General features: G+C 33.5%; 20 protein-coding genes. 10 read left to right on the top strand and 10 right to left on the bottom strand.

The features are described from left to right. The first annotated feature begins 76 nt into the window (after positions 1 to 76). The 4 genes from AAYQ05_RS19940 (at position 77) to AAYQ05_RS19925 (ending at position 5,835) form a co-directional block, all read left to right on the top strand. Positions 77 to 2,851 carry a TonB-dependent receptor gene (locus AAYQ05_RS19940; protein ID WP_343545043.1) on the top strand — a complete coding sequence of 925 codons (2,775 nt, stop codon included), beginning with the start codon at positions 77 to 79 and terminating at the stop codon, positions 2,849 to 2,851. A 204-nt stretch (positions 2,852 to 3,055) separates the two neighbouring features. Further along, the gene (locus tag AAYQ05_RS19935) at positions 3,056 to 4,186 is read left to right on the top strand and encodes a beta-helix domain-containing protein (RefSeq protein WP_343545042.1); all 1,131 of its coding nucleotides are present in this window, start codon (positions 3,056 to 3,058) and stop codon (positions 4,184 to 4,186) included. A 207-nt stretch (positions 4,187 to 4,393) separates the two neighbouring features. Next, the gene (locus AAYQ05_RS19930; protein WP_281634040.1) at positions 4,394 to 4,732 is read left to right on the top strand and encodes a T9SS type A sorting domain-containing protein; all 339 of its coding nucleotides are present in this window, start codon (positions 4,394 to 4,396) and stop codon (positions 4,730 to 4,732) included. 122 nt (positions 4,733 to 4,854) lie between these two features. Continuing rightward, complete coding sequence (locus tag AAYQ05_RS19925) at positions 4,855 to 5,835, top strand: LuxE/PaaK family acyltransferase (protein ID WP_343545097.1); 981 nt, start codon at positions 4,855 to 4,857, stop codon at positions 5,833 to 5,835. A gap of 164 nt (positions 5,836 to 5,999) precedes the next feature. Here the strand turns inward: AAYQ05_RS19925 and tyrS are convergent, their stop codons facing one another. Then, positions 6,000 to 7,295, bottom strand: a complete 1,296-nt coding sequence (gene tyrS, locus AAYQ05_RS19920; protein ID WP_091135455.1) for a tyrosine--tRNA ligase — start codon at positions 7,293 to 7,295, stop codon at positions 6,000 to 6,002. A 248-nt stretch (positions 7,296 to 7,543) separates the two neighbouring features. Here tyrS and AAYQ05_RS19915 point away from each other — a divergent pair, with 248 nt between their 5' ends. Both AAYQ05_RS19915 and AAYQ05_RS19910 read left to right on the top strand, forming a co-directional pair. Further along, on the top strand, positions 7,544 to 8,779 hold the full coding sequence (locus AAYQ05_RS19915; protein ID WP_343545040.1) for an outer membrane beta-barrel protein: 1,236 nt from the start codon (positions 7,544 to 7,546) through the stop codon (positions 8,777 to 8,779). A 226-nt stretch (positions 8,780 to 9,005) separates the two neighbouring features. Beyond that, complete coding sequence (locus AAYQ05_RS19910; protein ID WP_343545039.1) at positions 9,006 to 10,007, top strand: NAD-dependent epimerase/dehydratase family protein; 1,002 nt, start codon at positions 9,006 to 9,008, stop codon at positions 10,005 to 10,007. On the opposite strand, the gene AAYQ05_RS19905 is transcribed toward AAYQ05_RS19910, so the two are convergent. Genes AAYQ05_RS19905 through AAYQ05_RS19895 form a run of 3 tightly spaced genes read right to left on the bottom strand, consistent with a single transcriptional unit; the run spans position 10,002 to position 12,576 of the window. After that, positions 10,002 to 10,490 carry a DUF4296 domain-containing protein gene (locus AAYQ05_RS19905; RefSeq protein WP_343545038.1) on the bottom strand — a complete coding sequence of 163 codons (489 nt, stop codon included), beginning with the start codon at positions 10,488 to 10,490 and terminating at the stop codon, positions 10,002 to 10,004. The genes AAYQ05_RS19910 and AAYQ05_RS19905 overlap by 6 nt on opposite strands. A gap of 9 nt (positions 10,491 to 10,499) precedes the next feature. Further along, on the bottom strand, positions 10,500 to 11,840 hold the full coding sequence (locus AAYQ05_RS19900; protein WP_343545037.1) for a dihydroorotase: 1,341 nt from the start codon (positions 11,838 to 11,840) through the stop codon (positions 10,500 to 10,502). Positions 11,841 to 11,850: 10 nt separating this feature from the next. Then, on the bottom strand, positions 11,851 to 12,576 hold the full coding sequence (locus AAYQ05_RS19895; RefSeq protein ID WP_343545036.1) for a polyprenol monophosphomannose synthase: 726 nt from the start codon (positions 12,574 to 12,576) through the stop codon (positions 11,851 to 11,853). 107 nt (positions 12,577 to 12,683) lie between these two features. On the opposite strand from AAYQ05_RS19895, the gene AAYQ05_RS19890 reads away from it, so the two are divergent. The 3 genes from AAYQ05_RS19890 to AAYQ05_RS19880 all read left to right on the top strand — a co-directional run bounded on the left by AAYQ05_RS19890 (position 12,684) and on the right by AAYQ05_RS19880 (position 14,834). Beyond that, positions 12,684 to 13,352, top strand: a complete 669-nt coding sequence (locus tag AAYQ05_RS19890; protein WP_177211885.1) for a DUF4271 domain-containing protein — start codon at positions 12,684 to 12,686, stop codon at positions 13,350 to 13,352. Between the two features lie 14 nt (positions 13,353 to 13,366). Next, complete coding sequence (locus AAYQ05_RS19885; protein WP_008465120.1) at positions 13,367 to 14,116, top strand: uroporphyrinogen-III synthase; 750 nt, start codon at positions 13,367 to 13,369, stop codon at positions 14,114 to 14,116. Positions 14,117 to 14,363: 247 nt separating this feature from the next. Further along, a complete protein-coding gene (locus AAYQ05_RS19880) occupies positions 14,364 to 14,834 on the top strand; it encodes an Lrp/AsnC family transcriptional regulator (RefSeq protein WP_095928286.1) in 471 nt (156 codons plus the stop codon). A 160-nt stretch (positions 14,835 to 14,994) separates the two neighbouring features. On the opposite strand, the gene AAYQ05_RS19875 is transcribed toward AAYQ05_RS19880, so the two are convergent. The 3 genes from AAYQ05_RS19875 to AAYQ05_RS19865 form a co-directional block, all read right to left on the bottom strand. Further along, positions 14,995 to 15,681 (bottom strand): zinc metallopeptidase, encoded by a 687-nt coding sequence (locus AAYQ05_RS19875; RefSeq protein ID WP_095928287.1) that lies wholly within the window; start codon positions 15,679 to 15,681, stop codon positions 14,995 to 14,997. 102 nt (positions 15,682 to 15,783) lie between these two features. Next, a complete protein-coding gene (locus AAYQ05_RS19870; RefSeq protein WP_239452955.1) occupies positions 15,784 to 16,413 on the bottom strand; it encodes a response regulator in 630 nt (209 codons plus the stop codon). Further along, positions 16,403 to 18,415 (bottom strand): tetratricopeptide repeat-containing sensor histidine kinase, encoded by a 2,013-nt coding sequence (locus tag AAYQ05_RS19865; RefSeq protein ID WP_343545035.1) that lies wholly within the window; start codon positions 18,413 to 18,415, stop codon positions 16,403 to 16,405. The genes AAYQ05_RS19870 and AAYQ05_RS19865 overlap by 11 nt, the downstream gene beginning before the upstream one ends. A 166-nt stretch (positions 18,416 to 18,581) precedes the next feature. Here AAYQ05_RS19865 and AAYQ05_RS19860 point away from each other — a divergent pair, with 166 nt between their 5' ends. Continuing rightward, on the top strand, positions 18,582 to 18,977 hold the full coding sequence (locus tag AAYQ05_RS19860) for an MmpS family transport accessory protein (protein ID WP_343545034.1): 396 nt from the start codon (positions 18,582 to 18,584) through the stop codon (positions 18,975 to 18,977). Positions 18,978 to 19,050: 73 nt separating this feature from the next. Here the strand turns inward: AAYQ05_RS19860 and AAYQ05_RS19855 are convergent, their stop codons facing one another. The 3 genes from AAYQ05_RS19855 to AAYQ05_RS19845 are packed head-to-tail and all read right to left on the bottom strand — an operon-like array spanning position 19,051 to position 20,957. After that, positions 19,051 to 19,647, bottom strand: a complete 597-nt coding sequence (locus tag AAYQ05_RS19855; RefSeq protein WP_343545033.1) for a hypothetical protein — start codon at positions 19,645 to 19,647, stop codon at positions 19,051 to 19,053. Then, positions 19,634 to 20,107, bottom strand: a complete 474-nt coding sequence (locus AAYQ05_RS19850; RefSeq protein ID WP_343545032.1) for an RNA polymerase sigma factor — start codon at positions 20,105 to 20,107, stop codon at positions 19,634 to 19,636. The genes AAYQ05_RS19855 and AAYQ05_RS19850 overlap by 14 nt, the downstream gene beginning before the upstream one ends. Before the next feature lies 1 nt (position 20,108). Continuing rightward, complete coding sequence (locus AAYQ05_RS19845; protein WP_343545031.1) at positions 20,109 to 20,957, bottom strand: alpha/beta fold hydrolase; 849 nt, start codon at positions 20,955 to 20,957, stop codon at positions 20,109 to 20,111. Positions 20,958 to 21,197: the final 240 nt, after the last annotated feature.

The raw sequence follows: 21,197 nt of genomic DNA, 5'->3' as shown, positions 1-21,197 counted from the left end.
TCGGTAACATGGACTTCACAGAGCGGTTCTTTCTTTGCACAAAAATAATTAAGACACAAACACAACACTGAAAAAAATGAAATTCAATTTAAGATTTCTCTTTATTGCATTATTTATCTGTACGATTTCGATCGCGCAAAACAAAGGTACGATTTCTGGAGTTCTGACTGACAAAGATTCGAACAACGCAGCTCTACCATTTGCTAATGTTTTAGTTAAAGGTACAAATATTAGCGTAAATACCGACGTTGACGGAAAATATTCGTTAAGCGTAAATCCTGGAAATTATACTTTAATTTTTAGTTTCTTAGGATATGAATCTGTAGAAGCTCCGGTTGCCGTAAAAGCAAACGAAACTGTAACAGTTAATCAAGTGCTTTCTTCTGGAAGCTATACTCTTAAAGATGTAGTCGTAAAATCTTCTGCAGGAAACAAGCAAAAAGAATCTGCATTATTATTAGATCAAAAAAATGCAGTTCAATTTAAAGCTGCTATTGGTGCTGAGGAAATTGCAAGAAAAGGAGTTAATGATGTTGCCAACGCTGTTGCAAAAGTGAGCGGGGTTTCTAAACAAGACGATTCTGGAAATGTTTTCGTACGTGGATTAGGTGACCGTTATAACGTAACTACTTTAAACGGACTTCCGTTGCCATCAAACAACCCTGCTAACAAAAACATTCTTTTAGAAATTTTCTCTACAAACATTGTAGATAACATTGGAATCAGTAAAACTTTTGAAGCTCAAAATTATGCCGATTTCGGAGGAGCTAATATCGATATTAGTGCAAAGAAATTCAGCGGAAAACCTTTCATCAGCTTTTCAGTTGGTACTGGTGCAAACACAAATGTTTTAGGACAAGATCATTTTTATCTTCAAGACGGACCTACTTATACAGGATTTAAAAAAGTTGGCGTTCCAGATGCTCCATTATTGCCATACAGCTATGCAACAAGCTGGGACAGACAAGAAAGTAAAAATGTATTAAATGCGTTTTACACTTTATCTGGAGGAAAAAGATTTCAAATAAACGACGAAAGTTCTATTGGTGCTTTTGTTACAGGATCTTTCAGTGCAAAAAACAAATTCACTCAAGGTTACAGCAGAGGAGGAATTACTTCTGATGGAGATATTTATTCTGACTTTATCAGAACAGCTTACAAACATAACACTACAACAACGGTTATGGGTACAGCTGATTACAAAATCAACAAAAACCATTCGATCTTCTTTACTTCTTTATTCTTAAACTCTAGTGAGCAAGATTATAGCGAGTACGAAGGAACTAACATCAACTTTGATGGTGGTGGAGATGCTCAACAGCAAATTAGCGGTTTTATCAAACGTGGAACTTTCGAAAGAACGCAATTAGTGGTGAACCAATTAACAGGGAAAAGCAAATTTAGCGATCGATTGAATTTAAACTGGGGAGTTGGATACAGTATGTCTGACAGTGCAATTCCAGATCGTATGCAAAACTCTTTCGTGTATGCTCCTAATGCTATTGATTATACATTTTTCACCAACTCAAACATCAACAACCACAGATTTTTTCATGACTTAAAAGAAAATGAAATTGCTGCAAATATTGCTCTTTCTTATAACTTCAAAAAAGGAAGTGATGATACTTACAAAGGAAAAGTAACGGTTGGATATTCTGGAAAATTCAAAAATGTAGATTACGACATGCAACAGTTTTCGTTCTTCCCGAACAGAACTACAATTTCTTTCCCAAAAGAAGATATTCACCATGTAGATAACTACTTAGATCCTGCACATTGGGGTTCATCTTACTCAAACAGAATTCACCAAACGTATAATGGAAATTTAGATATTAATGCTGCATTTGCTAACGTTCAATATTCTTTAACTGAAAGATTAAGCGTAATATTAGGAGCAAGATTAGAGCAATTGAATCAGAATGTATTCTATATCACAACAACAGTTCCATCTGGAGGAAACTCTGACGATTCTAAATTCAATATTTTACCAAGCTTAATTTCAAAATATACTTTGAATGAAAGACAGAATTTAAAATTCTCTGCTAGTAAAACGTATACACTTCCTCAATTTAAAGAAAAAGTGCCTATCATTTATGAGGACGTTGCTCAAGCTTACGAAGGAAACCCAAGATTATACGCTTCAACAAATTACAATTTTGATTTAGGATGGGAATTTTTCCCAAAAGCAAGTGAATTAATTTCGGTTACTGCATTTGGTAAAATCATTCAAAACCCAATCAACGAAATGTTCTTGAATTCTTCTTCAAATGATATTTCTTATGCAAATACAGGAGACAAAGGAACAGTAGCAGGAGTTGAAGTTGAGTATAGAAAAGATCTTTTTGAAATTGAAAAAAGAGATAACTTAAAAACAAAACTTTCTTTTGATGCAAACGGATCATATTTATATACCAAACAAGATCTAAGCAATGAAAAAGTAAACAATGAAAATGATTTTGGAGCGAACTTTACTTTTACATCAAGTAAATTAACAGGAGCTTCTAATTTCCTTGCCAATGCGAATTTATCTTTCTTAAATGAGTTTTCAGAAAACACAGATATTTCGGCAACAGTTTCTTACTCTTATTTTTCAGATAAATTAGCTGTAATTGGAACTTCAAGAGTTGGAAACATGGTTGACAAAGCGGTAAACAAACTAGACTTTATTGTAAATTCAAGTTTGACTAAAAACTTAAAAATCGGTCTTATTTACAACAACATTTTAAATCCAACTTTTAAGCGTGTACAAGAACAAGGAGAAGTACCTGGAAAAGAGTCTGTAGGAGATATTACTGTAACTTCATACAAAGCAGGTTCAGATCTTAGACTTACTTTAAACTATACATTCTAAGAAAAAGATTTTCAATAAATTACAAGAGGCGATTGGTTATTCCAATCGCTTTTTTTTATCCAAAATTGCAATGTAAATTTTATATTAAGGCGATGCGTTTTTACCCCATTATACTTAATAGATTGTTAATATCGTCTTAACTCAGCAAAAACATATGTTCGTTTACTTTGCCTTGAATAAATAAAACAATAAAACACAACAAAAATGAAAAAAAGTTTATTTGCAATGGCTGCAATATTAGGACTTGCTTTAACAAGCTGTAGTTCTGATGATAACAACAAAGACACAAACAACAGTTCTTTTGTTTTAAAGGTTGACGATTTAAAAGGAGAAATTAAAGACGGTACTGTAACTTTAGATCCTACTCAAACTTATACATTAACTGGAGGTTTAGTAGTTAAAGGTGGAGCTACTTTAGTAATTCCTGCTGGAACAGTAATTAAAAGTTCTCCTACTGCAGAAGCAACTTCTTTATATATCGCTGTAGAAAGAAACGCTAAAATTAACATCAACGGTACTGCTGCTAAACCAGTTGTTATGACTTCTGGAAAAGCATCTCCTGCTCAAAGTGACTGGGGTGGATTAATCATCGCTGGTAACGGTAAAGTAAACACTGGAGACAATGGTACTTCTGAAGTAGGTGGTTTAAGCTACGGAGGTAATGACAATGCAGATTCTTCTGGAAACATTAACTTCTTGAAAATTTCTTACACAGGTTCTAAATATACTGCTGAAAAAGAATACAATGGAATTTCTTTCTTCGGAGTAGGTTCTGGAACAGTAGTATCTGATATCTATGCTTTCGAAAGTGGTGATGACGGAATTGAGTTCTTTGGTGGAGCTGTAAACGCTTCTAACTTGACAATCATTAACTCTTATGATGATTCATTAGATTTCGCTGACGGATGGCAAGGTACTGCTACAAACGTATACATTAAAGGTGTTTCTAAAGCAGGTGTTGAAGGATCTACTAACGCTAAAGATCCAAGTGGAGCTTCTCCAATGACTAACGCTAAAGTTACAAACATCTCTATCGTTAAAGGTGGTGCTACATTCTTAGCTGACGAAAAAGCAATCAACTACAAAGAAGGTGGTGGAAAACAAACTTACACAAACGTATATGTTGCTGACGGAATGCCTGCTGCTTTAACTAAATTATCTGCTGATGCTGGTGTAACTGCAAATCTTGCTGCTGGTAACTTTACTATCACAAACTACACTTTTGGAGCTTCTGTAACTGATCTTACAGGTCCTAAATTGGCTGGAACAAGTACAGGAAACCTAGGAGCTGGTAATGGTGCTGAATTACCAACTTGGGCTAACTGGACTAAATAATAAAAGTTAGATTCTAAATAATAAAAAGCTGTCTGAATATTTCAGACAGCTTTTTTCATTTTAGCTTTTACAGCACCAATAAAACCATATTATTTCCTAATCACTTCGAATACATAATGTTAAAAACATCCTAAAAATTTAGCATGTTTTTTTTTGGCGTCATTTTTGTAATTTTTTTTGTATATTTACAGTAATCAAATACATGCGATGGCAAAAAACTACTTTTATATTACTTTCTTATTGGCATTTTTCTTTACTGTAAGCGTCTCGGCGCAAGACAGCAAGCAACTACCAAAAACTCAAGAATCTACTTCTATCGAGGGTCTAAGCTTGTATCCTAATCCAGTAACAAATGGAAAAGTCTATATCTCATCTAAAAACGATTTAGAGAAAGAAATTATTGTGTTTGATATCTTAGGCAAAAAAGTATTACAGGCACATTTAGTCTCAAGAGAACTAAGTGTTACAGAATTGCCACCAGGTGTTTACATCATCAAAATAAGCGAACAGAACGCATCGGCAACACGAAAACTCATTATACGATAAAAAAAGCTCCGTAGGAGCTTTTTTTGTTTTCAGTCACAGTTTTCAGTTTATGCACTTTGCTGAAAACTGTGACTGAATACTGCGACTGAACACTAAATATAATATCTTTGCAAAAAAAAGTTTTGATTACAGCCAACGATATCTTTACCATTTCAAGTCAGAAACAATTTGAAAAAATAGCATTAAAAGTGTTTCGTTTTCAGCATGAAAACAATAAAGTGTATCGTGAATTCTGTGATTTTTTGAATGTTAATCCGCAACAGGTAAAATCACTACAACAGATTCCTTTTTTACCCATTCAATTTTTCAAAAGTCATGATGTCGTTTCTAATACAGATCCTGTACAAGTAACTTTTACCAGCAGCGGTACAACCGGAATGATTACCAGCAGGCATTTAGTGACCGATGTTTCCTTATATGAAGAAAGTTATCGCAAAGGATTTTCTCAGTTTTATGGCAACATAGAAGATTACGTTGTTTTAGCCCTTTTGCCGTCTTATTTGGAACGCGAAGGCTCTTCGTTAATTTACATGGTCGAAGATTTAATAAAACTCTCTAATCAGCCTGAAAGTGGGTTTTATCTACACAATCACGACGACTTAATCAAAAAACTTCTTGAATTGGACGAAGCAGGCCAAAATGTAATCTTAATTGGGGTTACTTACGCCTTATTAGATTTAATCGAAAAACATCAGTTCAATCTTCAAAATACCATTATTATGGAAACTGGAGGAATGAAAGGAAAAAGAAAAGAAATGATTCGTGAAGAATTGCATGAAATACTCTGCAAAGGTTTTGGAGTTTCATCTATTCATTCAGAATACGGAATGACCGAACTTTTAGCGCAAGCCTATTCTTTGGGCGATGGAATTTTCGAATGCCCGTCTTGGATGAATATTTTAGTTCGCGATCCTGAAGATGCTCTCACTTACATGAATGACGGGAAAACTGGCGGAATTAATGTGATAGATTTAGCCAATATCAATTCATGTTCATTTATTGCTACGCAGGATTTAGGCAAAAAATATTCGAACAACTCTTTTGAGGTATTGGGACGTTTTGATAATTCTGATATTCGCGGGTGTAATTTGATGGTTTTATAAAAAAGTTTAATCGATGATTTTTTGGATTAATCAAACGTTTCTAGCGACGAAATATTCCTACGGAATGATTAAAAAAAATCCCAATATTCTTTTCGAACATTGGGATTCTATATTTAATGCAAAAGATTTTGCTGAATCGATTAAACACTTAACCGACTAAACAGTTAAACAACTCTTATTACAAAATAATTTTTCTTTCCGCTTTGCAATAAAACGAATTGATTGTTGATTAAATCATTTGCTGTTAAAACAAAATCTTCTTTTATTTTTTCTCTATTTACAGAAATTGAGTTTGCTGTTAAAGCACGTCTCGCCTCTCCGTTAGATTTAAAGAAACCTGTTTTTTCGTTTAAAACAGTAATAATATCCAATCCGTTTTCCAAATCAGCTTTTGCGATTTCCGCTTGTGGAACTCCATCAAAAACTTCTAAAAAAGTAGCTTCATCCAGTTTTTTCAAATCTTCTGCAGTAGAATTTCCGAATAAAATATTTGAAGCTTGAATTGCTTTTTCTAGTTCTTCTCTATTGTGAACAAAAACAGTAATTTCTTCTGCCAGTTTCTTTTGCAAAACTCTTAAATGTGGAGCCGTTTTATGCTCTTCGATTAATGCGTCAATCGTATCTTTATCTAAAAAAGTAAAGATTTTAATGTATTTCTCTGCATCAACATCTGTTGTATTTACCCAAAATTGGTAGAATTTGTAAACAGAAGTTTTATCAGCATCCAACCAAACGTTCCCACCTTCAGATTTTCCGAATTTAGACCCATCTGCTTTTGTAATCAAAGGAGTTGTTAAGGCGTAAGCTTTAGCATTCTCTCCTCCCATTCTACGAACTAATTCTGTTCCTGTGGTAATATTACCCCATTGGTCAGAACCACCCATTTGCAGAATACAGTTGTTGTTTTTATATAAATGATAGAAATCGTAACCTTGAATTAACTGATATGTAAATTCTGTAAAAGACATTCCCTCACCTTCACCGCTAAATCTCTTTTTTACAGAATCTTTAGCCATCATATAATTTACGGTGATTCTTTTTCCAACTTCACGTGCAAAATCGATAAAAGAGAATTCTTTCATCCAATCGTAGTTATTCACCATTACTGGTGCATTTGCTTCGGTTGAATTAAAATCTAAGAAACGAGACAAAACACTTTTGATTCCAGCTACATTTTTAGCTAGAGCTTCTTCATCAAGTAAGTTTCTTTCATCAGATTTACCAGAAGGATCTCCAATCATTCCTGTTGCTCCACCTACTAAAGCGATTGGTCTGTGACCAAAATTCTTTAGATGAACCAATAAAATAATTTGAACCATACTTCCGATGTGCAGTGAATCTGCTGTTGGATCAAAACCGATATAGGCAGTGGTTGCTTCTTTTAGCAATTGTTCTTCCGTTCCAGGCATACTATCATGGTATAACCCGCGCCATTTTAATTCTTCAACTAGATTCTTCATTTTTTTAAATAATTTGCGCAAATGTAATCAATGTCAATGGCAATCACAAAAAGCAATTTCATTATCAACAATAAAAAACCATTTCAATACAAAATTTAATCCTTTAAGCTAAGAACATGATACTGAGATTAATTCGAAAACTCTCTTTTCTAAATACAAAAGTCCAAAGGATAAAAAAATCTATTTACGGAAACACGTAAAAATCTATTCTATTTTTTCTTTAGATTCGCCCACCAAAAACTACCAAAATGAAAAAAACTTTTTTACTTATTCTTTTTCTTTATTGCACCTTGAGCAATGCACAGGTTTCTTTTGAAAAAGGGTACTTTATTTCCAACAATGGAATACGAACAGAATGCTTCATCCGAAACTTAGATTGGAAAAACAATCCAACCGATTTCAAATATAAATCCCAGATTGGCGACAATGATTCCAAAACAGAAACCATTGCTAATGTTCAGGAATTTGGTATCGACAATACTGTAACTTTCAAAAGAGTCAAAGTAAAAATGGATCGTTCCAGTGATAATTTAGACAAACTATCAGAAACTGGACAACCTGTATGGGAAGAAAATACTCTCTTTCTAAGATTATTAGTTCAGGGAGAAGCAACACTGTACTCGTATACTGACGGAAATCTTATCCGATATTTTTACGAAACAAAGAGCATTCCATTAGAACAACTTACGTATTTAAAATACACTTTGACAAAAGGAGATAAATCAACCGGAGAATTAAGAGAAAATGATTACTACAAACAGCAATTAAACAACAATGTAAGATCAGCCAATACAGCTGACAGTGAGATTACGAATCTAAAATATAAAAAGTCTGATCTTACCAGATACTTTCTAAAATACAATAATACCGACAACAAAACAAAAAGCGGTGTAATGTCTAAATCAACTGAAGGACATTTTCATTTAAAAATAACTCCTGAGCTTAGTTTTATCTCAGGATCTATGAATGATGGAGACAGTCCGTCAATAGATGTAAATTTAGATAGCAATACTAATTTAAAAATAGGCTTGGAAGCAGAATATCTTCTTCCTTTTAACAATAACAAATGGAGCATCTTTATAAACCCAGCTTATCAAAAATACGAAACCACTAAGCAATACAGTAGACCAGGTCTTTTTGCGGGATCACCTTCTGTAACTCGTAATATAGAGATTAAATACTCCAGCATCCAGGTTCCGATCGGATTGCGTTATTATTTTCTTATCAATAACAATTCAAAGATTTTCATAAATGCCGCTTACTCTTTTGATATCAATGGCAAAGCAAGTTTATCTTTTGATAAAAATGCAGAACTTGAAAGTAAATCGGGATCTAATTTCGCTTTTGGAGTAGGTTATAACTTTAAAAACAAATTCAGTGCTGAGATTAGAACAAACACCAAAAAACAGCTATTAACGGATTACAACACCATTTCTGTTGAGTACAAAGCCATTGATTTGGTATTTGCATATTCTATATTCTAATACATAAATAGAAACTTCACAAAAAGATGCTAAAGCAATGGATAATATTTATCCGTTGCTTTCGTATTTTAAATAATTTGCGCAAATGCAATTTCTATAAAGTTTACGCTAAGCCTACACAAGAAAAAGCAAAAACTCAGCGCCTTTCTATCAAAAATAAAAAAACCTTTACAACTTTGTTCCTCTGCAACTTTGCACCTTTACAACAAAAACTTATCTTTACAACATGATATTAGTAACTGGCGGAACAGGTTTAGTAGGCTCACATTTATTGCTTCATTTAATGGAAAATGGAGAAAATGTTCGGGCAATTTACAGAACCGAAAAGAGTATCCAGAAAACAAAGTCGGTTTTTGATTTTTATAAAAAAACAGATCTGTTTGAAAAGATTAATTGGCTTGAAGCCGACATTCTAGACATACCTTCGCTTGAAACTGCTTTTATTGACATTAAACAAGTATATCACTGCGCAGCATTTATTTCATTTGATCCGAAAGATGAAGAAATTCTGAGAAAAACCAATATTGAAGGAACAGCAAACATCGTCAATTTTGCGATTGCCAAAGAAACAGAAAAGTTTTGCTATATCAGTTCGATTGCTGCTTTAGGAGATATCGCACCTCACGAAACACATATTACCGAAGAAACAGACTGGAATCCTGAAAAACCGCATAGCGATTATGCCATTTCTAAATATGGTGCCGAAATGGAAGTTTGGCGCGGGCATCAAGAAGGATTAAATGTTATTATTGTAAATCCAGGAGTAATTTTGGGTCCGCTAAAAATGATGGATATTTTTGATGAAGGCAGCAGCGAGATTTATCGTAAAGTTTCTAAAGGACTTTCGTTCTACACGCTAGGAAGCACAGGCTTTATCACTGTTGATGATGTGGTAAAAACTAGTTACGAACTAATGAGAAGCGATATAAAAAATGAACGCTTTACACTCATTGCAGACAATATTGTTTTCAAAGATCTTTTAAACACCGTTGCTGATGTTTTAAAAGTAAAAAGGCCTCATATTCACGCTACACCTTTTTTAATGAATCTATTGTGGATGGCTGACGGAATATTTGCGACTTTATTTTTCAGAAAAAGAAGCATTACAAAAGCAACTGCAAAAGCTTCGTACTCAAAAAATCTGTATAGTAATGAAAAAATAAAAACCGCTCTAGGAACGGTTTTTACTGATATTCATAAATATATTTTAGAAAGCTCTAAATTATAAACCTCTTCTTTGCTTTCTTTTTGCCAGCTTAATTGAATCGATGTTAACTTTCGGAATTCTTTTCTGAACTGAATCCTTCGAAACTTCTTTCGTTTCTTTAGGTTTATTTTTATTTGCTTTAGCCGCTTTCTTTTCATCAATTTTAGCTAATGAATCTGCCGCTCTCTGATTTACAGAAATCCTTTTATTTACCTCATCAAACATGTCTTTATAACTATCATAATCTGAAGCATAATACATATTGTTCTGCGCAAATTGAAGACTGTCAACTTTGTATTTTTTCAAAATAAACTTCGTCGGATTGTTTTCTATCGAATCTAAAGACAATGGTTTCTGATATCTCATTGCTTCCAAAAGAGATAAATCATACATAATATCGATCATCTTATCTTTCTCAATAAGCTTTGCAGGCTGTTTTACCACCTCTTTTTTACAGCTTATAGAAAGAAACAAAACCAATAGTATTACTATAAAATTCTTCATCGTCTTTTTTTATCTGTCAAACAATAATCTTTTACCCGCTCTGGTATCTTTTACTTTGAAATTATTGTAAACCAATTCACCGTTTACAAAAGTATGCGTAATTCTAGATTTGAAAGTATAGCCTTCAAACGGAGACCATCCGCATTTGTATAAAATATTTTCTGGTTTAACGCTCCAAGGCAGACTTGGATTAACGATTACTAAATCGGCATGATACCCTTCTCTGATAAAACCTCTTTTTTCTATTTTGAAAATCTTGGCTGGATTGTGGCACATTTTCTCCACGATTTTCTCCACACTAATTTTTCCCTGATGATGAGCTTCAAACATTGCCACAACAGCGTGTTGTACCAACGGACCTCCAGAAGGCGCGTTTAAGTAAGACTGCTGTTTTTCTTCTTTTGTATGTGGAGCATGATCTGTTGCAATTACGTCAATTCTTCCGTCATTTAAAGCTTTCCAAAGCTCTGCACGATCTTCGGCTGTTTTAACCGCAGGATTCCATTTAATGAAATTCCCTTTTGTTTTATAATCTTCATCCGTAAACCAAAGATGGTGTACACAAACCTCAGCAGTGATTTTTTTATCTTCTAACGGAATTTTATTAGTAAACAACTCCATTTCTTTCGCCGTTGAAAGATGGAAAATATGCAATCTCGCACCTGTTCTTTTTGCTAAAGCTACTGCTTTTGACGAAGAAATATAACAAGCTTCTGCACTTCTAATTAAATTGTGTGCCGTTACAGGAACATCGTCTCCGTACTGTTCTTTAAAAGTCGCAAGATTATTTTTAATCGTAGTTTCGTCTTCGCAGTGAACTGCAATTAGCATTGGAGTGCTTGAGAATATCTTTTCTAAAACCGCTTCATTATCAACCAACATATTTCCTGTAGACGAACCTAAGAAAATCTTAATTCCCGCAACATTCTTTGGATTCGTTTTTAAAACTTCTTCCAAATTATCATTTGTTGCACCCATCATAAACGAGTAATTCGCAAATGATTTTTTTGATGCAATCTGATATTTATCTTCTAAAATTTCCTGAGTAACCGCATTCGGAACTGTATTCGGCTGTTCGATAAAAGAAGTAATTCCTCCCGCAACAGCTGCACGAGATTCCGATTCGATATCACCTTTGTGAGTTAATCCCGGCTCTCTAAAATGCACTTGATCGTCTATTGCGCCCGGCATTAAATAATTTCCTTCAGCATCGATTACGATACAATCTGAAGTTTTTAATGAAATGCTGTCTGCAATTTCAACAATCAAATCGTTTTCAATTAAAACATCACCTTCAAAAATTGTCCCTTCGTTTACAATTTTGGCATTTTTTATTAAAATCCTGTTCATTTCGGTTGGTTTATAATGAATTTACTAATTTTCTTAATCTAAGTGAAATCACACCAAGAATAGCTTCTTTAATAATAGCATTACTCATTTTAGAAACTCCTTTTGTTCTATCAGTAAAAATAATTGGGACTTCGGTAATTTGAAATTTAGCACAGTAGGTTCTGTACTTCATTTCAATTTGAAACGCGTACCCGACAAACTTTATTTTATTTAAATTGATTTTCTCCAGAACTTCTCTTTTGTAACAAACAAAACCTGCAGTGGCGTCGTGAATTTTCATTCCAGTGATAAATTTCACATAAACAGAAGCAAAATAAGACATCAGAACTCGGCTTAACGGCCAGTTAACCACATTTACCCCTTTTACATAACGAGATCCAATTGCAAGATCTGCTCCACCAAAATGGCAGGCGTCGTATAATTTTTCTAAATCATTTGGGTTATGCGAAAAATCGGCATCCATTTCAAAAATAAATTGGTAGTCACGCTCCAAAGCCCATTTAAAGCCATGAACATAGGCAGTTCCCAATCCTGATTTTTTTGTTCTCTGTTCTAAAAAAAGTTTTCCTGGATATTCTTCCTGTAATGCCATCACTTTTTTTGCAGTATGATCAGGAGAATTATCATCGATAATCAGCAAATGAAAAGATTTATGCTGCGAAAGTACAGCTCTAACTATACTTTCTATGTTTTCAATTTCGTTATAAGTGGGAATTATGACAATACTATCATTCATTTTTTTCTCGGTAATTTCACCGCAAAAGTAAACTTTTTATAGCATTTGATTCATAATAAATATATAATAAAAGTATTGCATCAAAAAATTACTAATTTTGCAAGGCTATGATTGAACAATTACATCCTCGAATTCTTGAAAACAAAGACTGGGCAACACTTTTATTTGTGCTGACCTTTGCTGTTGTTGCCATGACAAAATCGGCGTACGAAACAAGATTTAGTGAATTTAGTAAACTTATTTTTTCTGATAAATACGCCAAAATTTATAGAGACAACAGCCACATGAAAAACAGCTTTACGGTTGGTTTATTTTTTGTGCAGATTGTATCATTTGCCTTTTTTATCCTGCTTACGCTAAATATTTTTGGCCACGCTTCAAAAACCGACTGGGTTTTATTTATTCAGATTGCAACTTTCCTACTTTATTTCATTCTAGGAAAGTACTTAATCGAAAAAATTGTAGCCACTTCCTTTAATATTGACGAATTTGTAGAGCTTTTTAACTTACAAAAAGTAACATACAGAACTTACATTGGCGTTTTAATCCTTCCAATCAATGCTGTTTTGTTCTATTACAACAATATTCCGCAAATTATACCGCTAGCAATCATAGGCATTTCGCTGTGTATTAGCGTATACTCTTACTTTATTTCAATTAAAACGTATCAAAACGTAATTATCGGCAAGTTATTTTATTTTATTTTGTATCTTTGCGCTCTTGAAATAGCCCCTTATTATTTTCTCTATTATTGGGTAACAAAAGGGAGTGCTTAGAAAATATTTATAATATGAAAGTGAAAACAATTTTGGTGTCACAGCCTGAACCTAAAGTGGAGAATTCTCCTTACTTTGAGCTCCAACAAAAACACAAAATAAAAATTGATTTCAGACCATTTATTCATGTAGAAGGGGTTAGCGCAAAAGAGATTCGATTACAAAAAATCGATCTTAATCATTACACTGCGATCATTTTAACAAGTAGAAATGCTGTAGATCATTTTTTTAGAGTGGCTGATGAAATGCGTTACAAAGTTCCTGAAGGATTGAAGTATTTTTGTCAATCTGAGGCTGTTGCGTTTTACCTTCAAAAGTATGTTGTGTACAGAAAACGTAAGATTTACGTTGGAGCAAAAGATTTTGCAGATTTATCCCCGCTAATTAAGAAGTACAAAGACGAGAAGTTTTTACTTCCTGCATCTGACCAATTAAATGCAGATGCTCCTGTTACATTAAACAGTCTAAAAGTAGATTGGGCACAAGCAATTTTCTACAGAACTGTAATGAGTGATTTATCTGATTTAGCAGATGTTTATTATGATGTCTTAGCTTTTTTCAGTCCGACAGGAATTAAGTCATTGTTTAAAAATTTCCCAGATTTTAAACAAAACAATACCAGAATAGCCGTATTCGGAAGCACAACTCAAAAAGAGGCTCTTGACCATGGTTTAAGAATTGATATTCTTGCTCCAACTCCTGAAACACCTTCTATGACAATGGCTTTAGAGAAATACGTTGCAGAAGCAAACAAAGGGAAATAATCCTTTTTAAAATATTCAATTTTTTAAAATTCCAAATTCCAAGTAACTGCTTGAAATTTGGAATTTTTGTTTTTAGGATTTTTTCGCTCGTTTTCCTGTAGTTGAAACTACGGTTTATATTTCAATTTGAATTTGGGATTTGGGATTTGGGATTTCAAAAATTGGGATTTCCTTTTCTAACGCATTTTAATTACATTTGATTTCTATTCAAAACCCAAATCACAAAAATAGTTTCAAATTGTAAGTTATGAAAATCAACTCCCTCTTAATTGAAATCGACGGAATCGACAAGGAAATCCTTCGATACCTAATGGAAGATGCCCGAAAACCAATTTTGCAAATCGCTAATAAAATCGGAATTTCTGGAGCCGCAATTCACCAAAGATTAAAAAAGCTAGAGCAATCTGGCGTAATCTCCGGCTCTAAGTTTACTGTAAACCCAAAAGTTTTAGGGTACAATACAATGGCATTTGTGGGAGTTTATTTGGACAAAGCCTCTAGAAACTCCGAAGCGGTAAAAGAACTTCGCAAAATTCCAGAAGTTTTAGAATGCCATTATACAACAGGAAACTGGTCTGTTTTGATTAAAATTATCTGTCGTGACAACGAACATTTAATGCAACTTTTAAATAACAAAATCCAAGCAATTGAAGGAGTTTCTAGAACTGAAACTTTTATCTCGCTAGATCAGCAGATTGATAGGCAGATACAGCTTTAGAATTAGATAATGTGTCAATTTGAAAATTAGATAATTCTAAAATTAAATGCTTCGACTTCCCTCAGCCGGACAAACTTAAAAAAACAAAACCCGACAGGTTTTTAAAACCTGTCGGGTTTGCTATAAATTATCTAATTGACTAATTATCTCAATTAACTAATTAATTCCTTCTGCTTCCAGAATAAATTGATATATAGTACAACAACGTTGCTATTGAACCAATCGCAGCCACGACATAAGTTCTTGCTGCCCATTTTAAAGCATCTTTTGCTCCAGCTTGTTCTTCTTGAGTAAGCATATGTTTGTTTTCTAACCAAGCCAAAGCACGGTTACTAGCATCATATTCGACCGGAAGCGTAATAACTGAGAACAAAGTTGTTGCTGCAAAAATGATAATTCCGATTAATAATAACCCAGGAAAAACTTTAATCATTAAGATTCCTGCAATTAAAATCCATTGTACATAATTTGAAGCAACACTTACAATCGGCACTAACTTAGAACGCATTGTAAGCCATTCGTAACCAATTGCATGCTGTACGGCGTGACCGCATTCGTGCGCTGCAACAGCGGCTGCCGCGGCATTACGATGGTTATAAACTGCTTCACTTAAATTGACTGTTTTATCTGAAGGATTATAATGATCTGTTAACTGACCTGGCGTTGAAATAACACGAACATCTGTAATTCCGTTATCGGCAAGCATTTTTTCAGCAATTTCTCTTCCGCTCATTCCGTTTCGTAATTGCAATTTCGAATACAATTCAAATTTACTTTTCAGCTGCGAGCTTACCAGCCAGCTGAACAACATGATAGCTCCAGCAATAATTAAATATCCTGATCCCATTTTTTTGTGTTTTTAGATTGATTTTTAAATTTACAAAACAAACCGCAAATTGCGAACCATTTTAACAAAATGCCATTTTGACATCATTTTACCATTTTTGACCTAATTCAGCATATTGTTTTTAAGCAAAAAAGCAATTAATTCTGCCACATTCTTCATTTTATATTTCTGAAGAATATTGCGTCGGTGTGTTTGAACGGTTAAAAAACTCAAAAACAAATCGTCGGCTATTTCCTGAGTCGATTTTCCTTGCGATAGCAATAAAGCAATATCACGTTCTCTCCGGCTCAAACCTGGAATCCTTTCCAAATCTTCAGACAAAGGCTGACTAATTATGGTTTTAACTTCTTCGCTAAAAACAATTTCGCCATCAATAGCTTTGTAAATACATTCTTTAAACTCATCAAAAGAAGCATTTTTAAGAATATATCCGTTTCCTCCATTCTGAATAAACTGCATTACCAAACTTCTTTCAGACTGGCTGCTCATACCTATAATTACAATTTTAGGATGCTTTTGCTTAATTGTTTTACACAAATCAACTCCATTTATGACGGGAAGAAAAATATCCATTAAAATCAAATCAACTTTATTGTCTTCGATATAATCTAAAAGTGCAATTCCAGATTCGAATTTTTCTACAATTTCTATATTATCTAAATCCGACAGCAAACCTGAAATTCCAGAAATCACAATCGGATGATCGTCTACTATTACCGTTTTATACTTCATAATCATGATTTGGGTTATATTTTAGTTCAATATAAGTCGAAGTTCCTTTATCCAAAACGGAATCAATTTCTATTTTTCCATTCAAAAAAGCCACACGGTTCTTAATGTTTCGCAAGCCCATTCCGTCCCTTTTTTCTGCATATTCCAAATTAAAGCCAATTCCGTTATCTTCTACAGTAATAAAAAAGACATCTTTGTTCTGCGAGCAGGAAACCAGAATCTGCGATGCTTTGGCATATTTTAAGGCATTATTTAAAAGCTCTTGAATGATTCTGAAAATCATGATTTTAAAATGTTGTGGCAAGGTTGTTTTTTTAATCAAATACTGAAATTCAATTGTTGTTTCGGCAGTCGAATGTGAAGCACATAAATCTCTAAGTGCATGCTCGAGACCCAATTTCATCAAGCTTTCGGGCATTAAATTTTGAGAAATATTACGAAGTTCTTTAATGGAGTCATTCAGCATGCCATTTATATTAGACGCATTTTCATTCTTCTCACGATCGGGCAGATTCAAATGCATTTTAAGACCAGAAAGCATACTTCCGAGTCCGTCGTGGAGATCTCTTGCAATCCTTTTACGCTCTATCTCTTCTCCTTCAATCAAAGCATTTGAAATCGATAATTTCTGCTGATTTTCTAATGCCTCGAGTTCCTGTTTATGATTTACTTCTTTCTGAAAACTTATTTTTTTCTGATAATTATTCCAGCTCCACAAAAACAAAACCGTCAGAAACAGAACAAATGAAAGCACGGCAAAAAGCATCATATTCAAACGATTATTATTAACCTGAAGAACTGCTTTCTCATTCTCTGACTGCAACAGACCAATTTTCTTTTCACTTTCTGCTTTTTTATATTTTGCTTCAAGCTCTACAATTTCACTTTTCAGTTTAGCATCGTTTAAACTATCGTTTATAACATTGTATTTGTTCGAATAATAATACGCTTTCGGATATTCTTTCGTAGCATTATAAACTTTAGACAGCTCTTTGTAATAATTCTTTTTATCTACAATAAAAGGCGTTTTTTCGATCAAATATTCCAAATTACTCTTGGCTTTGCCGTAATTTTTCAGTTTAAAAAGCACTTCATATTCTGCAAATTTCAATCTGTTTACCGCAATAGCATTATTATGATTTTCTGCAGATTTAATTCCTTTTTCAAAACTTACCAATGCTTCGTCATGTTTATTTTGTTTGGCATAATAAAGTCCTTCCGAATAAAAATAAGAATCATTCAAATTGGATTCCGGAAATTTTTCTAAAGTCTCATAAGCTTTATCTAAAATTTCTTTAGCATCATAAAAATGTTTCAGCTCGACTAAATTCTCTGCATTTATAATATAGGTTTCCATTTTAGACTCTGCTAAAGTTGCAGATTTTTTAGTCGCGCTTTCTATATATTTCTGCGCCTGATCGAGATATTCAGCTGCTTTTTCGCGTTCATCATTATTCATAAAAATAATGGCTACTGCTTTATTTAAAGCGCTGATTAATTCATAATCACCACTTTTTTTAGCAATAGGAATGGCTTCGTTTATCAACAATCTCATATAAGCATTTTCGTTGTTCTTGCGTTGCTGCATAAGACCATAATTCTGGAGTATCACGGCACGAAGTTTATAAGCTTCTTTATTTCGGTATTTTTTGAGTTTAGAATTGGCTTCGAGCAAGGCTTTTTCAAAACCATCTAAATCGCCTTTTTCTATAAAATTGTAGGCATTATAAAAAACAGAAGCATCTTTTAGAAAAGGAAATTTGGCTTTAAGCTTGTTCGCTTCCTGAAGATATTCTTTAGATTTTTTTGCATCCTGCGCCATCAAAAATAGTTTTGACAACCTGAAACTATTTAAGCATTTGACACTATCTGATTTTGTATTTTTTGTGATCTTAACAATACTGTCAATGTAAACAGTATCATCATCTAATGAAAGAATTACTTGTGAATTGGAAATTGCAGTGAAAAATAAAAAAAATAAAAAGGCGTAGATTTTCTTCATAAATGTGGCATTTACTCAAAGTTATTAAAGCTTAATGACTTTCGAAAAGAAACCGCTTGCTTTTACCTGATATCAGGTAATAAAAAATACATTTTATCAGGTATTGCCGTCCCGTAAGTAAGGGTCTAATTTTGTTGTAGATCTTACTATTAATTAAATATATACTATGAAATCAATTTTGAAAACCTTAGCAATTGTAATGACTCTTGCTTTTACAGCAGTTTCTTGCAGCAGTGATGATGATAAAGGCGGAAATAACTCAAGAGACGTTAAATATGAAGTAACAGGAAACTTTTCTGGACAGATGGATGCTGTTTATATGGAATCAGGAAATGCTGCACAAAGTGTAGATATCACCAAATTACCTTGGACTAAAGAATTTACTGCTTCTGCAAGTACTAGCGCCGTTGGAATCCAAGTTTCAGGCCATGGAGGTGTTGTCGATCAAACTTTAACTATAAAAATTTACGTTGGAGGAAAAGTAGAACAAGAAACGACCGCTAAAGCAAAAGCTGATGGCACAATCGTTGCAGTTCCTGGCACTTTCGTGTTCCCGCAATAGTTTATAGAAATTTAAAATTTTAGATTTTTGTTTTTGGTAAAAGAAAGCTTCGCAATTGCGAAGCTTCTTTTTTTTATGATTCTAATTGATGATTGACTTCTTCAAATTTTTCAATTAGACTATTTATTTTTTCCTGCTGTTTTTTGGTTTGTTTTGGATGAATGTAAAACCAATTAAACAACATCCAGAATAATGTGATTCCATATATTAAAATTGCCATTGAAGGAGTCATTTTACTCGCATACTCATACATATAAAGGCAAATTCCAACGGTTAACAGAACAAAATACAAAGTCATCAGTTTCGTCTGCATGAAGTTTTGTTTCTTTTTAATTAAAATCAGATTTTGCAAATATTCTTGATTAGTCTGATTTGCTTCAATATTTTTATAATCCCCTAATAGTTTGTTGTAAACCAGTAAATAAATCAACATTGCCAAAATCGTCAAGACAATTCCGATTTTAGTCGAAATAAATTGTGGCTGATAATAAAACCAAATAAAGGCAATGAAAGCACTGGTTGCTAAAAGCAGAATATTGGTAAGCCATAAACAACGCAAACTTGTTTTCTTAAACTTATTTATTCGCGCCAGCAAATCGGTCATGTCTGGCTGACTTACGGATTGCTTTTTCCATAAATCTTTAAAATCTATATTGTTATCGTTGTCCATTTTCTTTAAATTTTTGAGTCAGTTTTTCTTTAATTCTATGAATTTTTACTCTAACATTGGCTTCAGAAAGTCCGACGATTTTAGCGATTTCGGCTTGTTTGATATCTTCTAATTCTAACGAGATAATAATACGATCAGTTTCTGGAAGCTCAGCAATACATTTATATAAGAATTGAATCTGAGGTTCTAATGAGGTTTGTTTTTCTTCTGAAAGATGAATCGGCAGTTCTGATTTTGGAAAACGTTTTTGCTTCTCGATCTGCCTCAGACAATTATTGGAAGCAATTCTAAAAATCCAAGTTCCAATAGAAGATTCATTTCTAAAAGTTTCCAACTTCTGCCAGACAATTATAAAAGTTTCTTGAGCCAAATCTTGAGCGGCGTCGTAATCATTTACAAATCCCATGCAAAGCCTAAAAATTCTGTCCCAATACGTTTTGTAGATTTTTTCGAATTCCATTTTAAACTTTAATAAAATTGTTTAACTGCTCCATGTACCAAGCGGTATCATCGTACATAATAAAATGCAAGCCATTTGTCGCATACTGAAAATTTGCAGTTTTTAAATTTTTATACTGATCTTCAATTGCTGGTTTTAAATTTATAAAATAAGATTCTAATAGAATTAAAGCCGGACATTTAATCTGTGCGATTTTTTCTCTTAAATCGACATTGAAAAAGTCACAATACATTTGCCCAAAAGTTGTTCTGTCTGATTTTACACTCCAATCTACCACCATATCCAGCTTAGAGGCATCTGCCAAAAGTCTTGGCATGGTCTTTTTTTGCATATCATAAAACTGATCATTGCTCATACCCGTCATTTGATTTACTGTTGAAGAGCAGTCGTTATTTATTTTTGATTTAAAAGCAGGATCATTTAAAGCAGCTAAACAAGGAAGCGCATCTACCACTACAATTTTACCAACCAAATCTGGATAATCAGCCGCAATGGCAAGCGCAAGTCCGCCTCCCATACTATGGCCAATTAAGATTGGTTTTTCAATATTATTTTCTTTGATATAATTGGCAATTCCGTTTTTCCAATTTTCAAATGAAGCATTTGGCTGTGCTTTTCTTCCTGCAAAACCAGCCATTGTAAGTGTATAGCAGGTAAAATTATTTTCGAATGCGGCTTTGGTTTCATTCCAAACATCTCCAGAAGATGCAAAGCCCGGAATAAATATAATAGATTGATCTCCATTTCCAGTTTTTAAAACCTCAAACGGAAATTGTTTTGTTTGTCCGAAAACATTTAGACATAATGCTGAGAATAAGAATGCGATAATTAAGATGATATACTTTTTCATTTTTAATAGTTTTAAGTTGTTAATTAAATCGGATCCATGCTTTTGATACGACAACTATTAAAATGTTACAACGGGAATGAAAATTTCAATAAAAAAATTTCAAATTCCAATGTTGGTGCGGGTTTTTAACCGCAAAGTGCGCAAAGGTTTTTTGCTCGCAAAGGCGCTAAGACGCAAAGTTTTCCGCAATCTTGTCATTTCGACGAAGGAGACTCGAGCGATAGCGAACAGGCGAAGCAA

The sequence above is a fragment of the Flavobacterium movens genome, from assembly GCF_039581425.1.
GTDB classification, from domain to species: Bacteria; Bacteroidota; Bacteroidia; order Flavobacteriales; family Flavobacteriaceae; genus Flavobacterium; species Flavobacterium luteolum.
Note: the sequence above shows the minus strand (reverse complement) of the source record. Positions and strands in the feature narration are given on the sequence as shown.